This window comes from Curtobacterium sp. MCLR17_042, from assembly GCF_003234695.1.
GTDB classification, from domain to species: domain Bacteria; phylum Actinomycetota; class Actinomycetes; order Actinomycetales; family Microbacteriaceae; genus Curtobacterium; species Curtobacterium flaccumfaciens.
The window spans coordinates 1-24,068 of the sequence record NZ_QKTD01000027.1 but is presented as its reverse complement, the minus strand read 5'-3'; the positions used below and the strand labels follow the sequence as shown (position 1 = coordinate 24,068).

Below are 24,068 nucleotides of genomic sequence, written 5' to 3'. Positions count from 1 at the left end.
GGGCCGCTCCGAGCCGCCGGGGTGGCGGGAGGGGGCACCGCCACCCCGGCGGCTCGGAGCGGCCCCGGCTGTGCAGCGTGCCGTGCACGGCGCGGCCGGGGCGCGGTCGGTCGGTCGGCGGCGCGGCGCTCGGCACCGCGTGGGCGCCGGGGCAGGTCGTCGTCGAGGGTCGTCATCGTGCGGTGCCCGGCCCGGTCAGACGCGGACGACGCCGTCACGGGCGATCCGGTCCAGCTCGCACACGACGGCGTCGACGACCGCGCGGGTGATCGCGTCGGCGACGGTCTCGACCAGGACGAGGTGCTCGGGGCGGATCGTGACCTCGGTCACCAGGGCCGATGCCACCCGGACCGGGATCTCGTCGATCGCGGCGACGAGCGCGGCCGGCACCAGCGTGGAGTCACCCGGACGGACGGGCGCGGACATCGGCGAGGTCGGCACCGGGGTCACGACGGCGAGCGCTGGCGACGCGGTGGAGTGCGGAGTGGAGTGCGGAGCGTCGGCCTGATCGCGACGCTGGGCGATGGAGTCGAAGAGCGGGGTGGAGGACATGCTGCGGACGGTCCGATCTGGATGTCGTGGCTGGTCGTTCTCGGGCGACCGGCGATGGCGGCGTGCCGAGCGGCACGTCCGTCATTCAACCATCGATATTTCAGATGTGCAATAGTGACCGGACAGTTGCAGCGATCAGTCGGGGTCGACGGCGGCAGCGGTCGGGTCGTCCGGCTGCAGCGCACGACGGACCCGCTCCACGATCGTCGCGGGCGGGTTGTTGTAGGTGTTCGCCGGCTCCTGGCCGCTGAGCTCCTGGATTGCTGCCATCACCGCATCGGTCGCGTGGCGCCGAGCTCGACCGGACGACGCCTCGCCGAAGGACGACAGATCGATCGGCTGCCCGAACTCGATCGTCACGCGGGCGAGCTTCGGCAGCCGGGACCCGACCGGCTGGACGTCCTCGGTGCCGGTGAGCGCGACGGGCACCACGGGGGCGCCACTCGTCAGCGCCAGCCACGCCACACCCGTGCGGCCCTTGTAGATCCGGCCGTCGAGCGAGCGCGTGCCCTCCGGGTAGATCGCGAACGCCTCGCCCTCCTGCAGGCGTGCCAGCCCGAGGTCGAGGGCCTGCTGCGCCGCCGCACCCGCGCCACGTTCGACCCCGATGGCGCCGATGCCCCCGAAGAACGCCCGCGAGACCGCTCCCTTGAGGCCCGAACCCGTGAAGTACTCCTGCTTCGCCAGGAACGACACCTTGCGCGGTGCCATGAGCGTGATCGCGGGCGAGTCGATGAACGAGCGGTGGTTGCTCGCGAGGATCACCGCACCACGCTTCGGGACGTTCCGACGACCGATGATCTTCGGGCGCCACAGCAACCGGGCGAGCGGGGTCACCACCGCGCGACTGAGCACGGTGGCGAACTTCGTCGAACCGGACACCGGACCTCCTCGTGGTGACGAGCTACCGAGTGTAATGAGGCGCGCGGAGTGCACATGCCCGGAACGGCATGCAGTGCTGGTCGGGGGTCAGTCGGCCGCGGCGACGACGTCGAGGACCGCGCGCCCGTACCGCTCGAGCTTCGCCGCGCCGACGCCGGAGATCTCGCCGAGCTGGTCGACGTCGGCCGGTCGGACGGCGGAGATGCCCCGGAGTGTCGCGTCGTTGAACACCACGTACGCGGGGACGCCCTGCTCGCGGGCTTCGGCTGCACGCCAGGCACGCAGGGCCTCGAACAGGCCGACGGCTTCCTGCGGCATGTCGGTGACGACCGTCCGTCGACTGCTGCGTCCGGCCCGCGGAGCCTTGACCGGGTCGCGACGCATCCGCACCTGCACCTTGCCGGTCAGGACCTCGGCGCTCGTGGGACTGAGGACGACCGTGCCGAAGCCGTCGCCCGACACCGCCGCGTAGCCCTGGGCCAGCACCTGTCGTGCGACCGCGCGCCACTCGCCCTCGGACAGGTCGGCGCCGATGCCGAAGGTCGCCAGCGTGTCGTGCTGGAGTTCCTGCACGCGGGGCGACCGCTTGCCGATCAGGATGTCGACGAGGTGCGAGACGCCGTACCGCTGGCGGCGCTCACGCTCGAGCCGCACGACGGTGGACAGCAGCTTCTGCGCGGGGACGGTGCCGTCCCACGACTCCGGCGGCGCGATGCACGTGTCGCAGTTGCCGCACGCCGTGCTCTCCTGCCCGAAGTACGCGAGCAGGCGAACCCGGCGGCACTCGATCGTCTCGCACAGGCTGAGCATGGCGTCGAGGTGGGCGCTGAGCTGCCGACGGTGTGCGGCGTCACCCTCGGACTGGTCGATCATCCGCCGCTGCTGCACGACGTCGTTCAGGCCGTACGCGAGCCACGCGGTGGCCGGGAGCCCGTCACGACCCGCACGGCCGGTCTCCTGGTAGTACCCCTCGACCGACTTCGGCAGGTCGAGGTGCGCCACGAACCGGACGTCGGGCTTGTCGATCCCCATGCCGAACGCGATGGTCGCCACCATGACGACGCCGTCCTCGCGCAGGAACGTCGACTGGTTGCGGGCACGCACCCGTGCGTCGAGGCCCGCGTGGTACGGCAGGGCGTTGATCCCCTGCTCGGCCAGGGCGGACGCCGTGCGCTCGACGGAGTTGCGGGACAGGCAGTACACGATGCCGGCGTCGCCGCTGTGCTCCGTGCGGATGAAGGTGAGCAGCTGCTGCAGCGCACCGGTCTTCGGTTCGATGCGGTACTGGATGTTCGGCCGGTCGAAGTCGGCGACGAAGTGCGCGGCGTCGTCGAGGCCGAGCCGTGCGGAGATCTCGCGGTGGGTCTGCGGCGTCGCGGTGGCGGTGAGGGCGATGCGCGGCACCGTCGGCCACCGCTCGTGCAGGACGCTCAGCTCGAGGTAGTCCGGGCGGAAGTCGTGGCCCCACTGGGCGACGCAGTGTGCCTCGTCGATGGCGAACAGCGAGACGCGCGCCCGGTCGAGGAGCGCACGGGTGGACTCGAGCCGCAGCCGCTCGGGCGCGAGGTAGAGCATGTCGACCTCGCCCTGCACCACGGCACGCTCGACCCGGGACCGTTCGTCGGGGCCCTGCGTGGAGTTGAGGAACGCGGCGCGCACGCCGTTCGCGGCCAGGGCGTCGACCTGGTCCTGCATGAGGGCGATGAGCGGCGACACCACGACCCCGACGCCGTCGCGGACGAGCGATGGCACCTGGTAGCAGAGGGACTTGCCGCCACCGGTCGGCATGAGCACCAGGGCGTCGCCACCGGCCACCACCTGGTCGATGATGGCCGCCTGCTCGCCGCGGAAGTCGTCGTAGCCCCACACGCGGTGCAGCACGTCGAGCGCAGCGGCACGGGGTGCGGACACTGCAGCGGGAGCAGGCACGGCAGCGGACGCGGGCGTGGTGCTCATGCCACGAGCCTACGGGCGACCGGCGACACCCACCGCACTTTCCACAGCACCGTCCGTGCCGGAGCCGACACGGTGGTCGGAGCCGGCCACGTCGTCGGCGCGGGCCGGCGTGGTCGCCCAGCCCGTGCCTCCAGGCCGGGTCCAGCCGACGCCGCCCGCCCAGGCCGGGGTCACACCGCGGAACCGGGGCGCCTCGTGCCCGGCGAACCGGCGGTCCAGCCCCCGCCACCACGCCAGGAACTCGACCATGCCCCAGAACGCGAGCGACGTGACGAGGGTGACGAGCGTGCCCTGCCACGTGCCGTTCGCGTCCGACGAGGTCAGGTCGATCCCGGACCAGCCGGGCGCCTGCAGCACGAAGATCATGATGTTGTTGAACGCGTGCTGCAGGACCGTGGCCTCGAGTCCGCCGGTCCGGAGGACGATGATCGCCGCGATCAGACCGAACGAGCCGACGTCGAGGATGCCCCAGACGTTGTAGCCGTTCGGGATGTGCAGCACCGCGAAGACGACCGTCGAGACCGCCACGGCGATGACCGTGCCGACGCGACGCGGGATCCACGACGCGACCGTCTGCATGAGGAAGCCGCGGAAGATGTACTCCTCGGCGGCGCCCTGGAACGGGACGAGCAGGACGACGAGGACGATCGTCAGGGTGAGGGTGCCGAGGGAGACCGTCGACTGGCCGATCGCGTCGTGGTTCCAGGCGAAGCCGCCGTCGGTCGTGATCATCCCGCCGTCCCAGAACAGGCCGGTCTGCCAGACGAACATGAACGCCGCGATGACGAGCGTCGGCAGCAGGCACCAGGCAGTCCAGGCCCACCGGACCCGGAACCGCGTCGATGACAGGATGCCGGCCGGTCCGATCCGCGCGATCTTGACGGCGAGCAGGATGCCCGGCAGCAGGACCACGAGCGAGACGAGCGACATCGAGAGCACGACCGGGTCGGTGGGGTCGAGCGCACCGCTCGCCAGGTCGTTCTGCAACTGGATCAGACCGTCGGCGCCCTGTGCACGGAGGATCGGCACGAAGTACGCGACCGCGATGACGATCTGCGACACGAGGTACCACCCCGCCAGGAACGCGAGGGCGACGAGCGGCCGCCACCACCTCCACCGTCCGTCGATCCGGGGCAGGCGCTGGTAGGGAACACTCACGCACCGCAGGGTACCGGGCCGGGCAGGATGGGAGCCGTGCTCACCGTCCTGTTCGGCCTGTCCGGCGCGATCGTCTACGGGTTCGCCGACTTCCTGGGCGGACTCGCCTCGCGCCGGGTCCGACCGGTCGTCGTCACGGCGGTGGCCGCCGCGATCGGGATCGTGCCGCTACTCGTCGGACTGGTGGTCCTGGGTGGCGTGTTCTCGTGGCCGGCCGCGGTCTGGGGTGCGGTCGCCGGCCTCTCCGGCGGCGTCGGGGTACTGCTGCTCTACGCGGCACTCGCGATCGGGCCGATGAGCGTGCTCTCCCCCGTCACCGCCGTCTTCGCGGCCGTCGTGCCGGTGCTCGTCGCGCTGTTCCGCGGCACCGTGCTGTCGCCCGTGGCCACCGGCGCGCTCGTGGTCGCGGTCGTCGCGGTGGTCCTGGTCGCGGTGGTCCGGGACGCCTCGGGCGCGCGGCTCACCGCCCGGGGCGTCGCCGCCGCCGCCGTCGCCGGGTGCGGCTTCGGCGGGATCGTGCTGGCCTACGACATGACGCCGTCCGACTCCGGCATCGCGCCCCTCGTGGTCGCGCGGGTGCTGCAGGCGGTGCTGCTGGGTGCGGCGGCGATCGTCGTCGTGCTCCGGACGGGAGGCCCGGTGTCCGCCCCGACGTCGGCCCGCTCCGACGGGGCTGCCGCCGTCCGCGAGCCTGGGTCGACTCGCGCATGGGGTCCGCGGCTGCTGGTCACCGTGGCCGTGTGCGGCGTCTTCGACGCAATGGCGAACGTGTTCATCCAGGCGGGGTTGCACAGCAGCGACGACCCGGCGACCCTGCCCGTCGTGAGCGTGCTCAACGCGCTCTACCCGATCGGCACGGTGGTGCTGGCCGGGGTGGTGCTGCGGGAGCGGTTGACCGCGCAGCAGTGGATCGGCATCGTGCTGGCGTTCGTCGCGTCGGTGGCGCTGGCGTTGGCCTAGCGCGCGGGTCGCGGCGGGGTCGGGCGGGGCCGGGCGGGGCCGGGCGGGGCCGGGCACGGTGCCGAGTCGTTCGAACCGTGCGAGGTTGACCGCCCGGTGCGGACTTGCAGCACCGCACCGAGCCGCCAACGCCGCACCGGATGAGCGAACCCGCACGGTGCGACGGGTGAGCGCGGTCAGGCGTCGGGGATGAGGCGCTTGCCGAGCGAGACCGTGCGGTCGTCGGTGTAGCCGAGGGACGCGTAGAACTCGAGCACCTGCTCGTTGCCCGCCCGCACCTGCAGGTTGAGCTTCGGACAGCCGAGGTCGGTCAGGAGCCGCTCGAACTCGGCCATCAGGGTGCGACCGAGGCCGGAGCCCTGCAGGTCGGGGCGCACGGCGAGGTAGTTCACCCAGCCGCGGTGCCCGTCGTAGCCGGCCATGCCCGCGGCGACGACGCCGGTGTCGGTGTCGTCGGTACCGGTACCGGTGCCGGCGGCCTGGGGCTCGGCGACCAGGAAGAGCTCGGGCTGGACGGTCAGCTTGCGGGCGATGTCACGTCGGGGGTCGTTCCAGGGTCGGACGAGGCCGCACGATTCCCACAGGGCGACGACCGCGTCGGTGTCCTCGGTGCGGAAGGGGCGGATCCGGTACTCCATGCCCCCACGTTAACGGGGTGGGGAGAACGTCGTCACCGGTCTGTCGCCGTGATCTGATAGACCTGTCCGACCACCCAGCCGATCAGGAGCCCCGTGACCGCACACGACACCCTCCCGTCGCGCCGCAGCGCACGGGACGACGAAGCCGGTTCGCGGTCCCGGCGTTCCCCGCGCAGACGCCAGACGGTCGGCGGTGCGATCGTGTCGCTCATCGCCGAGTTGCTCATCATCGCGGGCGCCGGCACCGGCCTGTACGTCGTGTGGACGGCGTGGTGGACCGACGTGGTCGCCGTGAACGAGCAGACGAAGCTCGTGCAGGGCCTCGACCAGGTCAAGACGCCGAAGGTCGAGGGCACCGAGCACCGCGGCACCGCACCCGTGCTGGACGAACCGCCGGGGTTGTCGGACGTGTTCGGCACGATGCAGATCCCCCGGTTCGGCAAGGACTACAACCGGCCGATCGGCGAGGGCACGGATCGTGAGAAGGTCCTCAACACGATCGGGCTCGGCCACTACCAGGACACCGCGATGCCCGGCGCACCCGGCAACTTCGCCGTCGCCGGACACCGGGTCACCTACGGCAAGCCCCTCAACCAGATCGCGGAGCTCAAGAAGGGCGACTCGGTCGTGGTCCGGGTCACCGACGCGAAGACGAAGTTCGACGTCTGGTACGTCTACAAGGTCACCGACAGCCAGATCGTCACGCCCGACAAGATCGAGACGATCGCCCCGGTGCCGAACAAGCCCGGCGTGGAACCGACACCCCAGGATCGCTGGCTGACGCTGACCGCCTGCCACCCGATGTGGTCGGCGGCGGAGCGGTTCGTGACGCACGCGAAGCTCGACTACTGGATGCCCGCGTCCGAGGGCACCCCGAAGGAACTCTCGGAGACCGCCAAGTGATCTTCCCCCTGGTCTGGCGGCTGCTGCCCGGCCCCACCGCCCTGAAGGTGCTCGAGTTGCTCGTGCTCCTCGTCGCCATCGTGTTCGTGCTGTTCCAGTGGGTGTTCCCGTGGATCGCCGCGGACATCCTGCCGCCGCCGGACGGCACGGTGGAGTCGACGCCGACCCCGTAGCGTCCGGTCCGGTCCGGTCCGGTCCGGTCTGGTCTGGTCAGACCGTGGTCGTCACCTGCGACCCACCGGCCGGGGTGCGTCGCACGGCGATCCGCTCCGGGATCCGCTGCTTGAGTTCCTCGACGTGACTGACGATCCCGACCTGTCGCCCGCCCGCGGTGAGTCGCGACAACTGCCCGATGACGTCGTCGAGGGTCTCGGGGTCGAGCGTGCCGAACCCCTCGTCGACGAACAGGGTGCCGAGCGAGACCCCGCCGGCCTCGGCCTGCACGACGTCGGCCAACCCGAGCGCCAGGCACAACGACACGGTGAACGTCTCGCCGCCGGACAGGCTGCGGGGATCACGGACGGTGTCGGTCGTGTGGTCGTGCACGGCGAGGGCGAGCCCCGTCCGTCGCGCCCGTGACCCGGATTCCCGTTCGTCGGAGGTCTCGAGGGTGAAGCGCCCGGCGAGCATGCCGCGCAACCGGTCGTTCGCCGCCGCCACGACGTCCTCGAAGCGCCGCATGAGCACGTAGGTGCCGAGCGTGATGCCGGTCGGGTTGACCGATGTCACCCCGTTCGCGACGTCGGCGAGCCGGACGACCGCGCGGCTGCGGGCCGAGGTCTCCTGTCGGGCACGGACGGTGCGGTCGACCTCGGTCGCACACTGCTCGACGGCCTCGGCGCGGTGCGCTGCGGTCACCGCGAGCCGGGTGGCCTCGTCGAGCTCGGCCGTCGCGCGGACCCGTTCGGCTTGGGCCGCCGGCACGTCGAGCTGCTCCGGATCGTCGTCGGCGGCCTGCACCACCGCGGGGTCGTCGAGCCCTGCCCGCACGACGGCGCGTTCGGCCTCGGCGGCGCTGATGCTGCTGCGGAAGCGTGCGATGGTGTCGGGGTCGAGCAGGCCGGCCCGTGCGGCGTCGGCGTCGGGGAACCCCTGCTCGTCGAGGACCCGGGCGACCTCGGCGCTGCGCTCGTCGCGGGCGCGGGCAGCGGCAGCCGCGCGGTCGTCGGCCTCGGCGACGGCGCGGAGCACCGTCAGCCGTCCGTCGAGCTCGTCGACCACGGCCCGGAGCGACACAGGCGAGCTGCCGTTGTCGCTGTCGCTGTCGAGCAGTGCTGCGAGCCGGCCGATCGCCTCGTGCACGGATCGCAGGTCGGCCTCGAGCCGCTCGGCATCGGAGGCCGCGGTCGATGCGAGCACCGTGCGCCGGGCGTCGAGGTCGTTCCGCTCGCGCTCGAGCGCCCGCGTCGCGGTGTCGTGCGCCGTCCGCTCGCGCTCGTGCTCCAGCACCAGCGCCGCGGCGTCGTGCGCCGCTCGGACCCGCTCGTCGGCGGCCACCGCCATGGCGTCGAGGGCGACCGTGTCGACGGCGCCGACGACGTCGGTCAGTCGGAGGTTCTCGGCGCGCTCGACGGCCAGGTCGGCCGCGGCGTCGGCGAGCTGCTGGTCGGCCAGTCGCGTGGCGTCGCCCGCGGACTCCACCGCCTGGATCGTCGGGTGGTCGTCCTGCGGCGCGGCCACCGACGGGTGCGCCGTCGATCCGCACACCGGGCAGGGGTCGCCGGGGGTCAGCGCGGCACCGAGCTCTCCGGCGAGTCCGGCGATCCGCCGCTCGCGCAGGGAGCGTTCGGCGTCGAGCGCCTCGGTGGCCCGACGGCGGGCATCTGCCACGATGCGTTCGGCACCGGCGACCCGCTGTTCGGCGCGGTCGCGCGCGGCCAGGTCGGCGCGGAGCGACTGCACCCGGGCGACCTCGTGCGCGGCGGCGTCGGCGTCGGCAGCGGTCGTCGAGGCGGTGCGGGCGGCCTCGACGATCCGGGCTCGTTCCGTCGGCCGGGCCTCGAGCGCGGTGTCGAGGGCGGCGAGGTCGTCGGTGAGGCGCGATGCGGTCGCGGAGGCCTCGGCGATGGCGGTGCGCCTGGCGTCTGCCTCGGCCTCGACCGCGACGAGGTGCCGGACGTCGGACAGGGCGTCGGTCAGGGTGTCGCGGCGCCGGGCGACCTGCTGTGCGTCGACGGCGCCGAGTGCGTGCTGCTCGTGCAACCGGGCGGCTGCCGCGGCGGTGTCGTCCGCCCGGACGGTTGCGGCGTCGAGGCCGTCGGCCACCGCGGCGACCCGGGCGGCACGCTCGGCCGTTGCGACCGCGGCCCGCGCCTGCTCGATCGCCGGGGCGTCGTCGTTCAGGACCGTCTGCCGCAGCAGCAGCGCCGCTCGCCGCTCGAGGGCGGCCGCACGGGCCGTCACCGATCGCTCGTGCTCGGTCGCCGCCGTCACAGCGGCAGCCGCAGCCGACCGGGCCGCCCCGGCGGCGTCGGCCGTCGCACGGAGGGACGCCACCGTGCCGGCGACGACGGACTCGTCGGCCTCGGCGAGATCGGCCGCCTGCGCGAACCGGGCCAGGGCGTCTCGGACGCGGTCGTCGGCCCCCTCGACCTCGGCCTGCACGGCCCGGCGGCGAGCGGAGAGCTCGTCGGCGGTGCGGTCGTAGACCTGGGTGCCGAACAGCGACTGCAGGAGCTTCCGGCGGTCTTCCCCCGGGGAGCGGAGGAACCGTGCGAACTCGCCCTGCGGCAGCACCACGGTCTGCAGGAACTGCGCGCGGTCGAGCCCGACGATCCGGGCGATCTCGACCCCGACCTCGGGGATGCGGGACGACATGGGTTCGCCGGCGACGTCGGTCGGCGCGGCGAGCCGGAACAGCTGCACCGACGCCTGCTGCTTCACCGTGCCGGTCCCCCGCTGCTTCGGGCGGTCGTACTGCGGGGTGCGCCGGACCCGGTACGTGCCCGCACCGGTCTCGAACACGAGCTCGACGAACGGTTCGACCGCGGGGTCGGCGTGCTGGCTGTGCAGCCGGTCGGAGCTGGCGTCGGATCCGGCGAGTCCGCCGTACAGGGCGAACACGACGGCGTCGATGATCGTCGACTTGCCGGAACCGGTCGGCCCTTCGAGCAGGAAGACCCCGGAGGCGGCCAGCGCCGCGAAGTCGATGGTCACGAGGTCGGGGTAGGGACCGATGGCGCGGAGTTCGAGTCGGTGCAGGTACATCAGCGGTCCCCCTCGCGCTGCAGGGCGAGCAGCGCGGCCTCGTACGCCTCGGTCAACACCGCCCGTTCGTCGTCGTCGGGCAGCCCGCCGGTGGCGAAGGCCACGAAGTCGCCGGCGACCTCGACCGGGTCGGACGTCGCGGTGACGGCCCGCGCGGCGGTGGCGGCCGGCCGGTCCGCCGGTTCGTGCGTGATCGCCAGGGCGTGCGGGAAGTGGTCCTTCACGCGGGCGTACATGCGTTCCGGGTGCACGGTGTCGGTCACCGCGACCCGCACCCAGGCGTCGGCGTCGGCCCGGAACTCCCCGGACTCGATGGCGTCGATGCTGCCCCGCACGTCGACGAGCCGCCGCGGTACCGGGGTCGGCACGAGCTCGACGGTGACGGCACCGGCCGCGTCGAGGTCGGCGATGGTCACGGACTTCCGCTGGAGCCGCTCGCCGAACGAGAACGCCAGCGGCGACCCGGCGTACCGGATCCGGTCGCCCTCGCCGACGCGCTGCGGGCCGTGCAGGTGCCCGAGGGCGACGTAGTCGAACCCGTCGAACACCGACTCGGCCACGCGGTCGACGCCGCCGACGCGGATGTCCTGCTCGCTGTCGCTCGGGTCGGCACCCCCGACGAAGGCGTGCGCGACGACGACGCTGCGGGTGCCGGCCCGCGTCGCCAGGTCAGCGCGGATCCGTTCGGTGGCGGCGTGCACGACGGCGTGGTGCGAGCGGGCGAGGGGTTCGTCCGGGACCGCCGCCAGGGCGTACCGCGTGAGGTCGGGGTGCAGGTACGGGATGCCGTAGACGGCCACCGGGCCGTCGTCGTCGGGCACGAGCACCGGATCGGCAACGTGGGCGGGCTCGGCGAGGATGCGCACACGCTGCCCCATCACGCCGGCACCGAAGCCGAGCCGTGCGGCGGAGTCGTGGTTGCCCGGCGTGAGGACCACCGTCGTGGTCTCGGCGAGACGCTCCAGCACACGGGAGAGCATGCGGACGGCGTCCACCGGCGGGATCGCACGGTCGTAGACGTCGCCCGCGATGACGACGAGGTCGACCGCGCGCTCGCGGACGAGGTCGACGAGCCAGTCGCTGAACGCGGCCTGGTGCTCGAGCAGGTCGGCACCCAGCAGTGTGCGGCCGAGGTGCCAGTCGCCGGTGTGCAGGATGCGCATGCGGCCACGGTAACGCCGGCCGGGGACATCTCCGGACACCTCGCGGTGCCTTGTGGAGGACTCAGGCGGTCACGCAGCTGGCGGACGCCAGGCCGAGGACCGAGACGACCCGGACCTTGACGGTCAGTGTGCTCGTCGCTGTCCAGTTGTTGCCGAGGTTCGTGCGGAGGTGCAGCGTGTACGTGGTGCCGAGGTTCAGGAGTCCGGCGCCTCCGTACGTCATCGAACGGGCACCGACGGTCGTCGTGCTGGCCACCTGCGTCGTCCCGTTCATCAGGTCGAACGACACCGGCACGGTCGCGCCGTTGTCGTAGGTCCAGGCGATCGTCACCGTGTTCGACCCGGCCGGGGCACAGGTCAGGGTGGGGACACCGGTCGCCGTGCCCGCCGTGAAGGTCGCGGTCGGTGCGACGGTGGTCCGCGACCACGGGGCCGCGTCCGCCGCTCCGGGCAGCAGGACGCCGGCGGCCGCCGCGAGCGCGAGCACCGCGGCGCCCCCACCGAGGCGGCGCAGCCGCCGCCTGCGACGGACTCGTCGACGCAGCGCGCGACGGGTGAGGACGGTGGGCGCGGCGGTCGGGAGGCCCGTGGCGGCGCCGTTCCGCGCCTCCAGGCCGTCGTCCGTACCGTCCACCGGGCCGGTGGCGTCGTCCGGGCCGGCCGCGTCGTCCGGACCCCCGGCTGCGTCGTCGGTCTCGTCGTCGTCCTCGACGAGTCGCCGGAGCGACCCGTCGATCGTGCAGAGCGCGAGCACCGCGGTCAGGCCGAGCGCGAGCATCGCGACCAGGCCCCACTCCCCCGCGCTGATCCACCGGATCGGTGTCCCGATGAAGGGGATGCGCAGGAAGGCGATGCCGTGCACGGCGGAGCGCTCGATCGGCGTGGAGTCCTGCTGGGGGTTGGCGTCGCCCTTCGTGACCATGGTGCCGCCGGGGCCGTCCTCGACGTACCGGTGCATGCGCAGGTGGTCCGCCTGGTCCGGGTCGTCGGCGAGCAGGACCTTGCCCGTCGCGATCTCGCCCGAGCCGACCGGACGCGAGACGACCACGTCGCCGGGGACGATCCTCGGCTCCATCGAACCGGTCATCACGGTGGTCGGCTGCCAGCCGATGAGCGCCGGCGCGGCCGCCCAGAGCGCGAGGCCGAGCAGCGTCGCGACCACGCCCCGGGCGAGGGTGGCGACGACGACGCGCCCCCAGTCGACGGCGTCACGGACCGCTGCGTGCGGTGCGGGACCACCGTGCACTGCGATGCTGCTCATGACTGCCTTCGACCGGGGGCGCGTTGCGGGGAGGGAACGGACGGGGCTGGTTCGGCCCCGGTCCCGGCTCAGCTGTTCTGGGCCTCCCAGGTGAAGCCGAGGGCTGCGGTGCCGCCCTGCACGGTGTTCGGGGCGGTGCTCGAGACCGTGTAGGTGACGCGGTAGACGCGCGTCTCGGACGCGGTGCCGGTCGGGGCCCAGGTGCCGACGCCGGTCGCGTAGTTGGTCGAGGCGGCGCCGAAGCCCGCGACGGTGCCGCTGTAGAGCGAGCCGCCGGTGGCGGCCGGGGTGAAGCCGGAGCAGGAGCCGAAGCCGCCGCCGGTGCCCTGCTCGACGGTCAGGTTGACGTTCGCCGCCAGGTCCTTCGTGGTCGAGACGTTCGTGCCGTAGAGCTTCACGGCCGAGGGCAGCGAACCGGTCGAGGTCACCGCGATGCAGTTCGCACCGGTCGAGCCGGGCTTCAGGTTGTTCGCCGTGAACAGCGCGGTGTTGTTGTCGTCGTCGGACAGGGCGACACTGCCGGCCGTCCAGTTGTTCGTCGGGTTGACGGTGGTCGAGGAGAAGGCCGCGTACGAGGCCGTCGAGACGACGACCCCCGAGGCGACGAGGGCAGCGGGGATGGCGATCCAGGCGGCGAGGCGGGCAGCACGAGGCGTGACACGAGACATGGTTGGACTCCGTGAGGAAGAGATCTGATCGGTGGTTCGGACGGGCCCGCGGTGGTTGGTCGCGCTACGTGCCGAGGTGGTACGACGATCAAGCTACTTGGCGTTCGAGCAGCTCACAAGACCTGAGATGTCCCCACTGATGGGGGTATCTTGACGAGTGAGTTACTTGTTGACTGAACTTCCCACCCTGTACCCGAGAAGAGCTCCCATGACGGACACCGACCCGGTCGTCCTCCCCCCGCACGCACCCGCCGTCCCCACGGCACGCGTCGCCCCCACCACACCGCCGGCACCCATGTCGCCCGACGTCACCGCGATGGACCCCGTCACCGTCGACACGGACCCCGACGCCGACCTGCCACGACTGCTCACCGCCTTCCGGGTGCTCCAGATGCAGCACGCGCGGGTCCTGCACCACGAGAGCACGAGCCGCGGACTGAACGCCACGGACACCCGCTTCGTGTTCTTCCTCAACGCAGCCGGCGGCCACGGCGTGACCCCGAAGCAGGCCGGCGAGTACCTCGAGCTCACCACCGGGGCGATGACGTCGCTGATCGACCGGCTCGAGAAGCACGGACACCTGGAGCGTCGCCCGAACCCCGAGGACCGACGGAGCGTGCTGCTGCACCTCACGCCCTCGGGCACGGCGGTCGCCCGCGAGGTCGGTGCCGTCTACTCGCAGGCCTTCCAGCAGGTCGTCGCACCGTCGGACCGCGCCGTGGTCGCGGCCGCCTTCGAGGGGTTCGCCGCCGCCTTGGAACGCCACCACCGGTCGTCCACAGCGTGACAGCGGGTGTCACGGCCCGCGCGTAGCGTGAGCGCCATGACCCCCTCTGAACTCCTCACCGAAGCGTTCTCCCGCATCCCCGAGACCGTCGAGCGGGCCGTCGACGGGCTCTCCGAAGACCAGCTCGCGGCACGACCGGCAGCCGGGGCGAACACCCTCGCGTGGCTCGCGTGGCACATCGCCCGCGGCCAGGACGTGCAGATCGCCGAGCTCGCCGGCTCCGAGCAGGTCTGGACGGCGGACGGCTGGTACGACCGGTTCGGGCTGCCGTTCCCGGCCGAGGCGCTCGGCTACGGAATGTCCCGCGACGACGTCGGGCGGGTGCGGGCCTCTGCCGAGCTGCTCACCGGGTACCTGCGGGCCGTGCACGAGCGCACGGTCGCGTACCTCGGCACGCTCGGCCCGGACGACCTCGACCCCGTCGTCGACGACGCGTGGGACCCGCCCGTGACGGCCGGCGCGCGGCTCGTGAGCATCCTGGACGACTGCACGCAGCACGCCGGGCAGGCCGGCTTCGTGCGCGGGCTGCTGTTCTTCAACCGCTGAGCGCGCGCGGAGACGCGCGCGGTCGCTTCGTGAGCAGGAATGGTCGGGTCCGACGTCGCGACCCGACCATTGGTGCTCACCATGTGACGGACGGGAGGCCCGGTACCAGCTGGTACCGTCCCTCCCGTCACGGCCGTCGTGCCGCTGGCGCGTCACGCCGGTACCGGCGGGTGGGGCCCACCTCCCGTCCGTCGTCTGGTGGCGTTTAGCGCGCGGCGAGCTCCGACACGATGCCGTCACCGGGTGCGGCCTGCACCAGGTCCGCCTCGATCTCGGCGCGCTCGAGGATGCCCTCGATCTTGCGGATGCGGCCGCGCGGGACGATCGTCACGACCGTGCCCTCCTTGCCGGCACGACCGGTGCGGCCGGAGCGGTGCATGTACGCCTTGTAGTCGTCCGGGGCGTCCGCCTGCACGACGAGCGAGACGTCGTCGACGTGGATACCGCGGGCGGCGACGTCGGTGGCGACGAGCACGTTCACCCGGCCGCTCGTGAGCAGCTGCAGGTTGCGCGTGCGGCGCGACTGGTTCAGGTCACCGTGGAGCGAGGTCGCGCGGATGCCGGCGTCCTCGAACTGGTCGGCCAGACGCTCGGCGTAGGCGCGGGTCCGTGCGAAGACGATGGTCTTGCCGTCGCCGGCGACCAGCTCCTCGAGGAGACGGTCCTTCTCGCGCTGCTCGACCACGAGGACACGGTGGTCGATGGTCGAGGACGCCTGGTCCTCACCCGCGACCTCGTGCACGCTCGGCTCGTGCAGGAACTGCTCGACGAGCGCCGCGACCTGGGTGTCGAGCGTCGCGCTGAAGAGCAGCTTCTGCGCGCGGTTGCCCTGCGGGGTGACCTCGGCCGTGGCGGAGAGGATCTCCTGCACCGGCTCGAGGAACCCGAGGTCGCACATGTGGTCGGCCTCGTCGAGCACGGAGATGATGACCTCGCTGAGGTCGAGCTTCCCCTTGTTCATGAGGTCCTGCACACGGCCGGGGGTGCCGACGATGATGTCAACGCCGCGCTCGAGCGCGCCCTCCTGGCGGCCGTAGGGGACGCCGCCGTAGATCTGCGTCGTGAACAGGCCGACCGAGCGGGCGATGGGCTGCACGGTGCGGTCGATCTGCAGGGCGAGCTCACGGGTCGGCGCGAGGATGAGCGCACGCGGGGCGCGGCCCATCTTGCGCTTGGTGCCGCCGCCGTGCTCCATGAGCTTCTCGACCAGGGGCGCACCGAAGGCGATGGTCTTGCCGGAGCCGGTGCGGCCACGGCCGAGGACGTCCTTGCCGGCGAGCACGTCGGGGATCGTCGCCGCCTGGATCGGGAACGGGCTCGAGGCGCCGAGCTCCTGCAGGGCGCGGGAGATGTTGCCGCCGATGCCCAGGTCGCCGAAGGTCACGCCCTCGACGTCGGCCGCGATGGTGGCCTCGGCCTGGAGCTTCTCGAGCTTGACGTCGTCTGCGGGCACGAACTTGCCGCGCTCGGGCTCGTCGAACGAGCGGCGCGGGGTGCGGTCGCTGCGGTCGTCACGGTCGAACTTGCGCGGGGCGTCGCGGTCGAACGAGCGACGCGGACGGTCGTCGTTGTCGCGACGCGGGGCGCGGTCGTCACGGTTGAACGAACGCGGTGCACGGTCGTCGCGGTCGAACGAACGGCGCGGGCGGTCGTCGTTGTCACGACGCGGCGCACGGTCGTCACGGTTGAAGCTGCGGGGCGCGCGGTCGTCGCGGTCGAAGCGACGAGGACGGCCGTCGCTGTCACGACGGGGCGCACGGTCATCGCGGTTGAAGCTGCGCGGGGCGCGGTCGTCGCGGTCGAACGAACGACGGGGACGGTCGTCGTTGTCACGACGCGGCGCACGGTCGTCACGGTTGACGCTGCGCGGTGCGCGGTCGTCGCGGTCGAAGCGACGAGGACGGTCGTCGCTGTCACGACGGGGCGCACGGTCATCGCGGTTGAAGCTGCGGGGCGCGCGGTCGTCGCGGTCGAACGAACGACGGGGACGGTCGTCGTTGTCACGACGCGGAGCACGGTCGTCACGATCGAAGCGACGCGGGGCACGGTCATCGCGGTTGAAGCCGCGACCACCACGGTCGTCGCGGTCGGGGCGACGCTGGCCGCCACTGTCACGCGGCTCCCAGTTCGGACGGGCCGGACGCTCGCCCTGCGACGCGCGACCGCGACGCTCCTCGGCGTCCCAGCGCTGCCTCTGGCGCGGCTGCGACGAGTCGGCGGCGCGGAACCCGCGGTGCTTGCTGCTGCGGGCGGCGGGGGTGCCGTTCGGGTGGCGGACGCGGTCGGAGGCGCGGTTGTCCGCGCCGCCCTTGTTGTACGGGGCCATGGCTGCTTTCTCGGGTGCGCAACGTACCGCAGCGCCCGACAGCGACATCGGCGGGGGCTGCTTGCGGAGAGGGGGTTCATCCCGTCGCGAGTCGACGTGATTCCAGCCCTCGAGCAACACACACCCAGCAGAATTTCCGTGATCACAATGTCACGACGTCGAAGGCCGACCGAGTGAGTCTACGCGAGCCGGTGCCCTGACGCCAGCCCCGCGCGGTCCGGCGGCGGCGTGCCGGGCGCGGGACGGGCCTCCAGGCCGGTGGTCGCGCGCTCAGGACTCCGCGAGCCGACGACGCTGCTCGGCGACGTCGAAGTCCGCCTTCGGCCACGACAGGTGCATGTCCTCCAGCGCCCGGAGCAGGAGCTGCTGCACGGCGAGGCGGGCGTACCACTTGCGGTTCGCGGGCACGACGTACCAGGGCGCCTGCGGGGTCGACGTGCGGTCGAGGGCGATCTGGTACGCCTGCTGGTAGCGGTCCCAGAGCAGGCGGTCGTCGATGTCGCCCGGGTTGAACTTCCAGTGCTTGTCGGGGCGGTCGAGCCGGTCGCCGAGACGCTCGCGCTGCTCGTCCTTCGAGATGTGCAGCATCACCTTGACGATGGTCGTGCCGGCGGCGGCGAGGCCGTCCTCGAACGCGGTGATCGCGCCGTAGCGGCGTTCGATCTCGTCCGGCGCGGCGAGCCCGCGGACGCGCTGGGCGAGCACGTCCTCGTAGTGCGAGCGGTCGAACACGCCGAGCTGCCCGGCTGCCGGCAGCTGCTTCTCGATGCGCCAGAGGAAGTCGTGCTCGCGCTCCTCGGCCGTCGGGGCCTTGAAGCCGGCGTAGTGCACGCCGTTCGGGTCGACCGCACCGACGACGTGCGAGACGATGCCGCCCTTGCCCGCGGTGTCCATCGCCTGCAGTACGAGCAGCACCCGGCGCTCGTCGCCGGCCGTCGATGCCGCGTACAGGCGCTCCTGCAGGGCGGCGAGACGGGAGGCGCCGGCGGCGAGGGCCTCGAGGCCGTCGATCTTTCGGCCGGGGAAGCCCGGGGTGCCGTCCGGGTCCACCTGGTCGAGGCGGAACCCGGGTTCGACGCGGAGCAGTGGTTCGGGATCGGCGTTCCAGGCCTTGCGATTGCTCACGGGTCCTCCTGCGGTGCTCCGGTCGGCGGCTGCCGTGCTCATCCTCGCACTGCCGTCCTCCGCTCGGGTGACGTGGGCGGTCGCCGGGGCGGCTAGCGTGGACGTGATGAAGTCCGGCCGCCGCTCAGTGCTCGCGCTCGTCGCCGCGGTGGTGGCGCTCGGCGCGATGGCGTCCTGCAGCACGGACCCGGTCGGCGACGAGAACGCCACCGTGACCGCGGACAGCGTCATCTACCCGCTGTCGCTGCGGTACCACGGCATCGACGTGGTGGCCGACGTGCCCTACGGAAGCGACCCGCTGCAGCGCCTCGACGTGTGCCTGCCCGCCGACAGCGACCCCGCGACGACGGCGACGCCCACCGCGACGCCGTCAGCCTCGGCCACCGCCGACCCTGATGCCGAAGCGGTCGAGGCCACCACCGGACGCCCCGCGGTCCTGATGATCCACGGCGGCAGCTGGTCGCACGGCGACAAGGCGACGGCCGCGTACCGGTCCGTGTGCAAGTACCTGGCGTCCGAGGGCTTCGTGACGTTCAACGTCGACTACCGGCTGGCGCCGACGGACCCGTTCCCGGCGGGGCTCGACGACGTGCGCCGTGCGCTCGACTACGTGTTCCGTCCCGCGACGCTCGAGACCTACGACGTCGACTCCCAGCGCGTGGGCGTGTTCGGCGGGAGCGCCGGCGGCAACCTCGCCGCGATGCTCGCCGTCACCGACCACGACTCCGCCGCGTACGCCGACGGCGACCGGATCCGTGCCGTGGTCGACCTGAGCGGGCCGACGAACCTGACCACCCGGTCCACCGAGCCCGACGGGGTGTCCGCGGCCTTCCAGCGCAAGCAGCTGCTCTACCTCGGGTGCCGGTCGTACGCCAGGTGCCCGGCGGCCACGCGGGCGTCGCCGGAGTTCCACGTCACCTCGGACACCGCGCCGTTCTTCATCGGGCACTCCACCGACGAGTTCATCCCGATGTGGGAGTCGCAGGAGTTCGCCGCGACGCTCCGGTCCCACGACGTCCCGGTGACGTTCGTGGCGGTCGAGGGCACGGCCCACTCGATCGCCCAGCTCGACGAGGCGATGAGCCGCCGCGTGGTCACGTTCCTGCGGACACAGTTGGGCTGACCGCCGGCTGCCGGCTGCCGGCGCAGGAGACCGACCGCGTGCCCCGGGTGGGTGCCACCCGGAGTCGGGACTGCCGCTGCCGACCCCCTGGCCGCAGACTTCGGGGGTGACCGACACCTCGACCCGCCCTGCCCGCGCCGCTGCGACCCGCTGGGACCGCCCTGCGCTGCAGACGTTCGGGGAGCTGCTGCTCGGGCTGTCGTTCGTCGCCGCGGTGTCGTTCGGCGGCTACGCCTCGGTCACCGGGCAGCTGGCCGTCGTGTCGCAGGTCTCCGCCGTGGTGTTCCTCGTGACGCTGACCCTGGTGCTGGTGTCGTGGTTCCGGGCCGTCGAGCGCGAGGAACGGATCGAGCGCGTCGTCGTGTCGCCCCTCGCCGCGATCGACGCCGAGTACCGCCGCTAGGCAGCGCTGCCGGAACGCGCCGCTCGTCGCCGCTGTCGTTCCTGCCGGAGTTCCACGCGTTCCTGGCGTCGCTCGGCGCGCGCCTGCTTCCGGGTCTTGCCCGCGGCGATCCGGTCGTCGTTGCGCTCGCGAGCCCGCTCGACCACGAAGTACAGCGCCGGCAGCACCACGAGCGTCAGCAGCGTCGAGGACACCAGGCCACCGATCACCACCAGTGCCAGCGGCTGCGAGATGAAGCCGGACTTGCCCGTCAGCCCGATCGCCATCGGCAGCAGCGCGAAGATCGTCGCCATCGCCGTCATCAGGATCGGACGGAGGCGTCGTGTGGCGCCCTCGATCAACGCCTCGCGCACTCGCAACCCGCGCCGTCGGTACTGGTTGACGAGGTCGATGAGCACGATCGCGTTCGTCACGACGATGCCGACGAGCATGAGCAGACCGATCAGCGACGCGACACCGATCGGGACGCCCGACGCGATCTGCAGCAGGATCGCGCCCGTCGCCGCGAACGGCACCGACACGAGCAGCAGCAGCGGCTGGAGCAGGCTCCGGAACGTCGCGACCATGATCACGTAGACGATCAGCACGGCGACCAGCACCGCGAGCCCGAGCTGCGAGAACGCCGACGACTGGCTGGCGGCGACGCCACCGATCGAGGCGGTCGCACCCTTCGGCAGGTCGAGCTCGTCGACGGCGGTCGTGACGGACTGCACGGCCGCACCGAGGTTCGTGGCGTCCGGCGTCACGGTGATCGTGGCGGTGCGGGCCGCGTTCGTCGTGGTGACGGTGGTGGGGCCCTCGGACTCCTCGACCGTGGCGACGTCGGACAGCGGGACCGTTCCGGTGCTCGTCGGCACGTCGAGGGCACGGAGCGCGGCGATGGTGGTCGGCGGCTCCGGGTCGGCGATGTAGACGTCGAGCGTCGCGTCGTCGATCTCGATGCTGCCGGTGTCCCTCGGCGAGACCGCGGCGGCGACGAGGCCACCCACCTGGGTCTCGGTGAGACCGAGTGACGCAGCCTTGGCACGGTCGACCCGGACGGCGAGGAACGGTTCTGCCGCGGACAGGTTGCTCGTGGCGCCCGTGGTGTCCGGGACCGACTGCATGGTCTTCAGCACCTGGCGCGACGCCGTCTCGAGCTGCGACTGGGTCGGCGCGGTCACGTCGACCTCGATGTCGCTGCTGCCGCCGAACCCGCCGCCGGAGGACGCGATGGTGACCTCGCCGACGTCCTTGATAGTCCCGATCGACTTCCGCGCGTCGGCCTGGATCGTGGGCTGGTCGGCCTCGGCGTCGGTCGTGACGGCGTACTGCACCGAGGCGCTGCCGCCCCCGCCGAACGCCGCCTGGATCGACTGGCCGCTCGTGCCGATGGTGGTCTGCACGGTCTCGACGCCGTCGACGTCCTGCAGTGCCCGCTCGACCTTGCGTGCGGACTCGGACTGGACGGCGAGACTCGAACCGGCCTTCAGGTCCTGCGTGACCGTGAACGTGTTCTGCCCCGAGTCGCCCAGGTAGTTCGTGGTGACGAACGGCAGCGTGGCGACCGTTCCGCCGAGCACGATCACGGCGAGCAGGATGACGACGACCGGCTTGCGGACGACCCACCGGAGCACCGGCAGGTAGACGCGGCGCAGGCGGTCGACCCGGCCGGCGTCGTGCAGGTCCGCGGCGGAGGCGAGCGCACCCTCCGAGCGGTCACCTTCGTGCCCGCGCTCGGAATCGATCGCCGACGATGCCGCTTCCGCGTCCGTGGGCGCTTCCGCTGCCGCCGTCGCGTCGCCCGGCTTCGCCTTCGGCGGGCGCAGCCACCAGTACGCCAGCACCGGCACGATGGTGAGCGAGACGAACAGCGACGCGACGAGCGCCAGGGTGACCGTCACGGCGAACGGTCGGAACAGCTCCCCCACGAGTTCTGCGACGAAGGCGACCGGCAGGAACACCGCGACGGTGGTCAGGGTCGAGGCGGTGACCGCGCCGGCGACCTCGCGCACGGCGTCCCGCACGGCCTGGCCCCGGTCGACGCCCGGGAGCATGTGCCGCTTGATGTTCTCGATGACGACGATCGAGTCGTCGACCACGCGGCCGATCGCGATCGTGAGGGCCGCCAGCGTGATGATGTTGAGCGTGTACCCGGCGGCGCGCATGCCGATCGCCGCGAGGAGCACCGACGTCGGGATCGAGATCGCGGTGACGAGCGTGGAGCGCCACGACAGCAGGAAGACCAGGATGACGAGCACCGCGAAGGCGAGCCCGAGCAGGCCCTCTTCGGCCAGGGAGTCGATGGACTGCTGGATGTAGGGCGCCTGGTCGAAGACGACGGTGAAGCGGGGGTCGCCCTCGATCTTGTCCTCGATGCCGGGCAGGGCGTCGCGGACGGTGTTCGAGACGTCGACGGTGTTGGCTTCCTGCGTCTTCGTGATCGAGATCGTCAGCGCCTGCTGCCCGTCCACGCGGCTGATGGAGGTGCGCGGCGACTCGGCGATGGCGACCTTCGCGACGTCGCCCAGGGTGGTGTCCGTCGGCGTGGCCGCGGGCGTCGACCCGCCCGTCGCGGCGTCACCCGTGGGAGCGGCACCGGTCGCGCCCGTGCCAGTCGCACCCGTGCCGGTCGCGCCCGTGCCGGTCCCGGTCGCACCGGCGCCGGTCGCCCCCGTGCCGGTCGCACCCGCAGCCGTGCCGTCACCGGACGAGGCCGTCCCGTCGGCACCGGCGGCACCCGACCCGGACCCGGACCCGTCCGAACTCGACGAGCTCGTCAGCGGCAGCGCGCGGATGTCCTTGAGCGAAGCGATCCGCTCGCCCGTCTGCACCGACAGGGTCGAGCCGTCCTCGGTGATCGTGCCGCCGGGGATCAGGGTGCCGTTGTCGTCGAGCGCGTCCGAGATCGCCGTCTGGCTGAGGCCGCGGGCGGCGAGCTCGTCCTGGTCCGGCGTGATGACGACCCGACGACCCGGGTTGCCGAAGACGTCCGCCTGCCGCACGCCGTCGAGCTTCTCGAGGTCGGGGATCGCCGAGGCCTGCAGCCGGTCGACGAGCTGTTCCTGGTTGCCGGACGCCGAGACGGCGACCTGCAGCACCGGCAGGTCGTCGAAGGACCCGGTGACGATCTGCGTCTGCACCGAGTCGGGCAGCGACAGCGCGTTCACCGCGGTCTGGATCTTGTCCTCGGCGCTGGCCAGGTTCGATCCGTACTGGAACGACGCCGACACCACGCTCTGCCCGGTCGACGAGGTCGCACTGGTCGACTCGAGGTCCGGGACGACCTGGATCGCCTGTTCGATCTTGGTCGAGACGTCGTTCGACACGACCTCTGGCGTGGCTCCGGGGTAGGCGCTGACGATCGCGACCTGCGGGAACTCGACGCTGGGGATCAGCTCCTGCTTGAGGCTCGAGAGCGCGATGCCGCCGAAGACCGCGACCACGATCGTGACGAGCGCGATGAGGGCCCGGTTGCGCAGGCTGAAGACCGAGAGGAGGTGCACGTCATCGATCCTCGCAGGACCGACCGACGAACGTTCGGCTGGCAGCCAGAACCCGCCGTCGGATCAGGACGGAGCGGCGAGAACCCGCCGTCGGATCAGGACTGCAGGATCAGAACCCGCCCAGCAACAGGTACGCCCCGAGCACCGCCACCGTGCCGACCACCCCGGTGCCGAGCGCCACCACGCGCGCGACGGGTGAGCGGGTGCCGACGACCCCGATGCCGAGGAGCACCACCCCGACGACGATCTCGACGGCCCAGGTGACGTGCCCCGTCGTCGCGGCGACCTGCAGCAGCCCGCGGATCCCCTCACCGACGAGCACCGCGGCCGTCGCACCGAACGCCCCCGCGCGCCACCGGGCCTCGCGGGACCGCACCGCCACGGCGGCCGCTCCGGCCAGCAGCCCGGCCGGCACCCCGAGCAGCACCCAGGGGTTCGTGATCGACAGCACGTCGGGGAACCCGCGCAGGACCGTCGTGGCCCAGTACCCGACGTGCATGAGCTCGAGGAGCACGACGCCGAGCACCATCGCCAGCGGCAGGGCGACCCGGCCCCCTCGTGCTCCGGCGACCAGGCACAGCAGCGCGGCGACGAGGAACCACGGTCCGGCCGAGTTCGACACGGAGGCGAGTGCGGGCACGGCCTGCCCGAACGAGGTCAGGACGCCCGCCAGGAACGCCCCGCTCAGCGCGATGGTGACCCGCACCACGGCGGGGACCGCCGCGGGCGGCTCGACGGACGTCGGCACAGCGAAGCGGGTTCCGGCGGACAGGGTCGCGTTCATGGCACCAGCCTCGCCGGACCCCACCGAAGCCGCATCACCCCGAGGAGCGAGAACCCCCGACCCGACCTCACCCCAGAGGATGACGCCGAGCCCGGCAAGACGCCGAGCCCCGCAAGCCCCGAGCCCCGCAAGACACCGACC

At 72.4% G+C, this 24,068-nt stretch carries 20 protein-coding genes; 7 read left to right on the top strand and 13 right to left on the bottom strand.

Going from position 1 to position 24,068, the window contains the following annotated elements:
• Window positions 1-195: 195 nt before the first annotated feature.
• From DEJ02_RS17840 to DEJ02_RS17825, 4 genes are all read right to left on the bottom strand, one after another.
• Window positions 196-552: a hypothetical protein gene (locus DEJ02_RS17840; RefSeq protein WP_111034018.1), complete on the bottom strand. Its 357-nt coding sequence runs from the start codon at window positions 550-552 to the stop codon at window positions 196-198.
• Window positions 553-687: 135 nt separating this feature from the next.
• On the bottom strand, window positions 688-1,434 hold the full coding sequence (locus DEJ02_RS17835; protein WP_111030846.1) for a 1-acyl-sn-glycerol-3-phosphate acyltransferase: 747 nt from the start codon (window positions 1,432-1,434) through the stop codon (window positions 688-690).
• Between the two features lie 87 nt (window positions 1,435-1,521).
• A complete protein-coding gene (gene recQ / locus DEJ02_RS17830) occupies window positions 1,522-3,390 on the bottom strand; it encodes a DNA helicase RecQ (protein ID WP_111024949.1) in 1,869 nt (622 codons plus the stop codon).
• Window positions 3,391-3,399: 9 nt separating this feature from the next.
• A complete protein-coding gene (locus DEJ02_RS17825) occupies window positions 3,400-4,548 on the bottom strand; it encodes a CPBP family intramembrane glutamic endopeptidase (protein WP_111034017.1) in 1,149 nt (382 codons plus the stop codon).
• 36 nt (window positions 4,549-4,584) lie between these two features.
• Between DEJ02_RS17825 and DEJ02_RS18595 the strand changes: the two genes are divergently transcribed.
• The gene (locus DEJ02_RS18595; protein ID WP_111034016.1) at window positions 4,585-5,508 is read left to right on the top strand and encodes an EamA family transporter; all 924 of its coding nucleotides are present in this window, start codon (window positions 4,585-4,587) and stop codon (window positions 5,506-5,508) included.
• A gap of 176 nt (window positions 5,509-5,684) precedes the next feature.
• Here the strand turns inward: DEJ02_RS18595 and DEJ02_RS17815 are convergent, their stop codons facing one another.
• A complete protein-coding gene (locus DEJ02_RS17815) occupies window positions 5,685-6,146 on the bottom strand; it encodes a GNAT family acetyltransferase (RefSeq protein ID WP_111034015.1) in 462 nt (153 codons plus the stop codon).
• A 93-nt stretch (window positions 6,147-6,239) separates the two neighbouring features.
• On the opposite strand from DEJ02_RS17815, the gene DEJ02_RS17810 reads away from it, so the two are divergent.
• Both DEJ02_RS17810 and DEJ02_RS18590 read left to right on the top strand, forming a co-directional pair.
• A complete protein-coding gene (locus DEJ02_RS17810; protein WP_244993373.1) occupies window positions 6,240-7,049 on the top strand; it encodes a class E sortase in 810 nt (269 codons plus the stop codon).
• Window positions 7,046-7,222: a hypothetical protein gene (locus tag DEJ02_RS18590; protein ID WP_156463787.1), complete on the top strand. Its 177-nt coding sequence runs from the start codon at window positions 7,046-7,048 to the stop codon at window positions 7,220-7,222. The genes DEJ02_RS17810 and DEJ02_RS18590 overlap by 4 nt, the downstream gene beginning before the upstream one ends.
• A 37-nt stretch (window positions 7,223-7,259) precedes the next feature.
• Here DEJ02_RS18590 and DEJ02_RS17805 read toward each other — a convergent pair whose 3' ends face one another.
• The 4 genes from DEJ02_RS17805 to DEJ02_RS17790 all read right to left on the bottom strand — a co-directional run bounded on the left by DEJ02_RS17805 (window position 7,260) and on the right by DEJ02_RS17790 (window position 13,348).
• Window positions 7,260-10,256 (bottom strand): AAA family ATPase, encoded by a 2,997-nt coding sequence (locus DEJ02_RS17805; RefSeq protein ID WP_111034014.1) that lies wholly within the window; start codon window positions 10,254-10,256, stop codon window positions 7,260-7,262.
• The gene (locus tag DEJ02_RS17800) at window positions 10,256-11,419 is read right to left on the bottom strand and encodes an exonuclease SbcCD subunit D C-terminal domain-containing protein (protein WP_111034013.1); all 1,164 of its coding nucleotides are present in this window, start codon (window positions 11,417-11,419) and stop codon (window positions 10,256-10,258) included. The genes DEJ02_RS17805 and DEJ02_RS17800 overlap by 1 nt, the downstream gene beginning before the upstream one ends.
• Window positions 11,420-11,480: 61 nt before the next feature.
• On the bottom strand, window positions 11,481-12,680 hold the full coding sequence (locus DEJ02_RS17795) for a S24/S26 family peptidase (RefSeq protein ID WP_111034012.1): 1,200 nt from the start codon (window positions 12,678-12,680) through the stop codon (window positions 11,481-11,483).
• 68 nt (window positions 12,681-12,748) lie between these two features.
• A complete protein-coding gene (locus DEJ02_RS17790; RefSeq protein ID WP_110864334.1) occupies window positions 12,749-13,348 on the bottom strand; it encodes a hypothetical protein in 600 nt (199 codons plus the stop codon).
• Between the two features lie 208 nt (window positions 13,349-13,556).
• Between DEJ02_RS17790 and DEJ02_RS17785 the strand changes: the two genes are divergently transcribed.
• Both DEJ02_RS17785 and DEJ02_RS17780 read left to right on the top strand, forming a co-directional pair.
• A complete protein-coding gene (locus DEJ02_RS17785; RefSeq protein WP_111034011.1) occupies window positions 13,557-14,135 on the top strand; it encodes a MarR family winged helix-turn-helix transcriptional regulator in 579 nt (192 codons plus the stop codon).
• A 36-nt stretch (window positions 14,136-14,171) separates the two neighbouring features.
• The gene (locus DEJ02_RS17780) at window positions 14,172-14,681 is read left to right on the top strand and encodes a DinB family protein (RefSeq protein ID WP_111034010.1); all 510 of its coding nucleotides are present in this window, start codon (window positions 14,172-14,174) and stop codon (window positions 14,679-14,681) included.
• A 205-nt stretch (window positions 14,682-14,886) separates the two neighbouring features.
• Here the strand turns inward: DEJ02_RS17780 and DEJ02_RS17775 are convergent, their stop codons facing one another.
• Window positions 14,887-17,007, bottom strand: a complete 2,121-nt coding sequence (locus DEJ02_RS17775; protein WP_111034009.1) for a DEAD/DEAH box helicase — start codon at window positions 17,005-17,007, stop codon at window positions 14,887-14,889.
• A gap of 270 nt (window positions 17,008-17,277) precedes the next feature.
• A complete protein-coding gene (locus DEJ02_RS17770; protein ID WP_181433175.1) occupies window positions 17,278-18,132 on the bottom strand; it encodes a polyphosphate kinase 2 family protein in 855 nt (284 codons plus the stop codon).
• A gap of 106 nt (window positions 18,133-18,238) precedes the next feature.
• On the opposite strand from DEJ02_RS17770, the gene DEJ02_RS17765 reads away from it, so the two are divergent.
• The gene (locus tag DEJ02_RS17765; protein ID WP_146249334.1) at window positions 18,239-19,255 is read left to right on the top strand and encodes an alpha/beta hydrolase; all 1,017 of its coding nucleotides are present in this window, start codon (window positions 18,239-18,241) and stop codon (window positions 19,253-19,255) included.
• A 106-nt stretch (window positions 19,256-19,361) separates the two neighbouring features.
• Entirely contained in the window at window positions 19,362-19,658 is a 297-nt protein-coding gene (locus DEJ02_RS17760; RefSeq protein ID WP_111034007.1) for a hypothetical protein, read from the top strand.
• Here the strand turns inward: DEJ02_RS17760 and DEJ02_RS17755 are convergent.
• Both DEJ02_RS17755 and DEJ02_RS17750 read right to left on the bottom strand, forming a co-directional pair.
• Window positions 19,655-23,143, bottom strand: a complete 3,489-nt coding sequence (locus DEJ02_RS17755; protein WP_111034006.1) for an efflux RND transporter permease subunit — start codon at window positions 23,141-23,143, stop codon at window positions 19,655-19,657. The genes DEJ02_RS17760 and DEJ02_RS17755 overlap by 4 nt on opposite strands.
• Before the next feature lie 109 nt (window positions 23,144-23,252).
• Window positions 23,253-23,927 (bottom strand): DUF6518 family protein, encoded by a 675-nt coding sequence (locus tag DEJ02_RS17750; RefSeq protein WP_111034005.1) that lies wholly within the window; start codon window positions 23,925-23,927, stop codon window positions 23,253-23,255.
• Between the last annotated feature and the right edge of the window lie 141 nt (window positions 23,928-24,068).

What these genes read in the sequence shown, in the direction of transcription:
- DEJ02_RS17775 (WP_111034009.1), bottom strand. Translation starts at nt 17,007, where the DNA reads ATGGCCCCGTACAACAAGGGCGGCGCGGACAACCGCGCCTCCGACCGC.
- DEJ02_RS17790 (WP_110864334.1), bottom strand. Translation starts at nt 13,348, where the DNA reads ATGTCTCGTGTCACGCCTCGTGCTGCCCGCCTCGCCGCCTGGATCGCC.
- DEJ02_RS17815 (WP_111034015.1), bottom strand. Translation starts at nt 6,146, where the DNA reads ATGGAGTACCGGATCCGCCCCTTCCGCACCGAGGACACCGACGCGGTC.
- DEJ02_RS17800 (WP_111034013.1), bottom strand. Translation starts at nt 11,419, where the DNA reads ATGCGCATCCTGCACACCGGCGACTGGCACCTCGGCCGCACACTGCTG.
- DEJ02_RS17750 (WP_111034005.1), bottom strand. Translation starts at nt 23,927, where the DNA reads ATGAACGCGACCCTGTCCGCCGGAACCCGCTTCGCTGTGCCGACGTCC.
- DEJ02_RS17765 (WP_146249334.1), top strand. Translation starts at nt 18,239, where the DNA reads ATGAAGTCCGGCCGCCGCTCAGTGCTCGCGCTCGTCGCCGCGGTGGTG.
- DEJ02_RS17795 (WP_111034012.1), bottom strand. Translation starts at nt 12,680, where the DNA reads ATGAGCAGCATCGCAGTGCACGGTGGTCCCGCACCGCACGCAGCGGTC.
- DEJ02_RS17780 (WP_111034010.1), top strand. Translation starts at nt 14,172, where the DNA reads ATGACCCCCTCTGAACTCCTCACCGAAGCGTTCTCCCGCATCCCCGAG.
- DEJ02_RS17785 (WP_111034011.1), top strand. Translation starts at nt 13,557, where the DNA reads ATGACGGACACCGACCCGGTCGTCCTCCCCCCGCACGCACCCGCCGTC.
- DEJ02_RS17840 (WP_111034018.1), bottom strand. Translation starts at nt 552, where the DNA reads ATGTCCTCCACCCCGCTCTTCGACTCCATCGCCCAGCGTCGCGATCAG.
- recQ (WP_111024949.1), bottom strand. Translation starts at nt 3,390, where the DNA reads ATGAGCACCACGCCCGCGTCCGCTGCCGTGCCTGCTCCCGCTGCAGTG.
- DEJ02_RS17805 (WP_111034014.1), bottom strand. Translation starts at nt 10,256, where the DNA reads ATGTACCTGCACCGACTCGAACTCCGCGCCATCGGTCCCTACCCCGAC.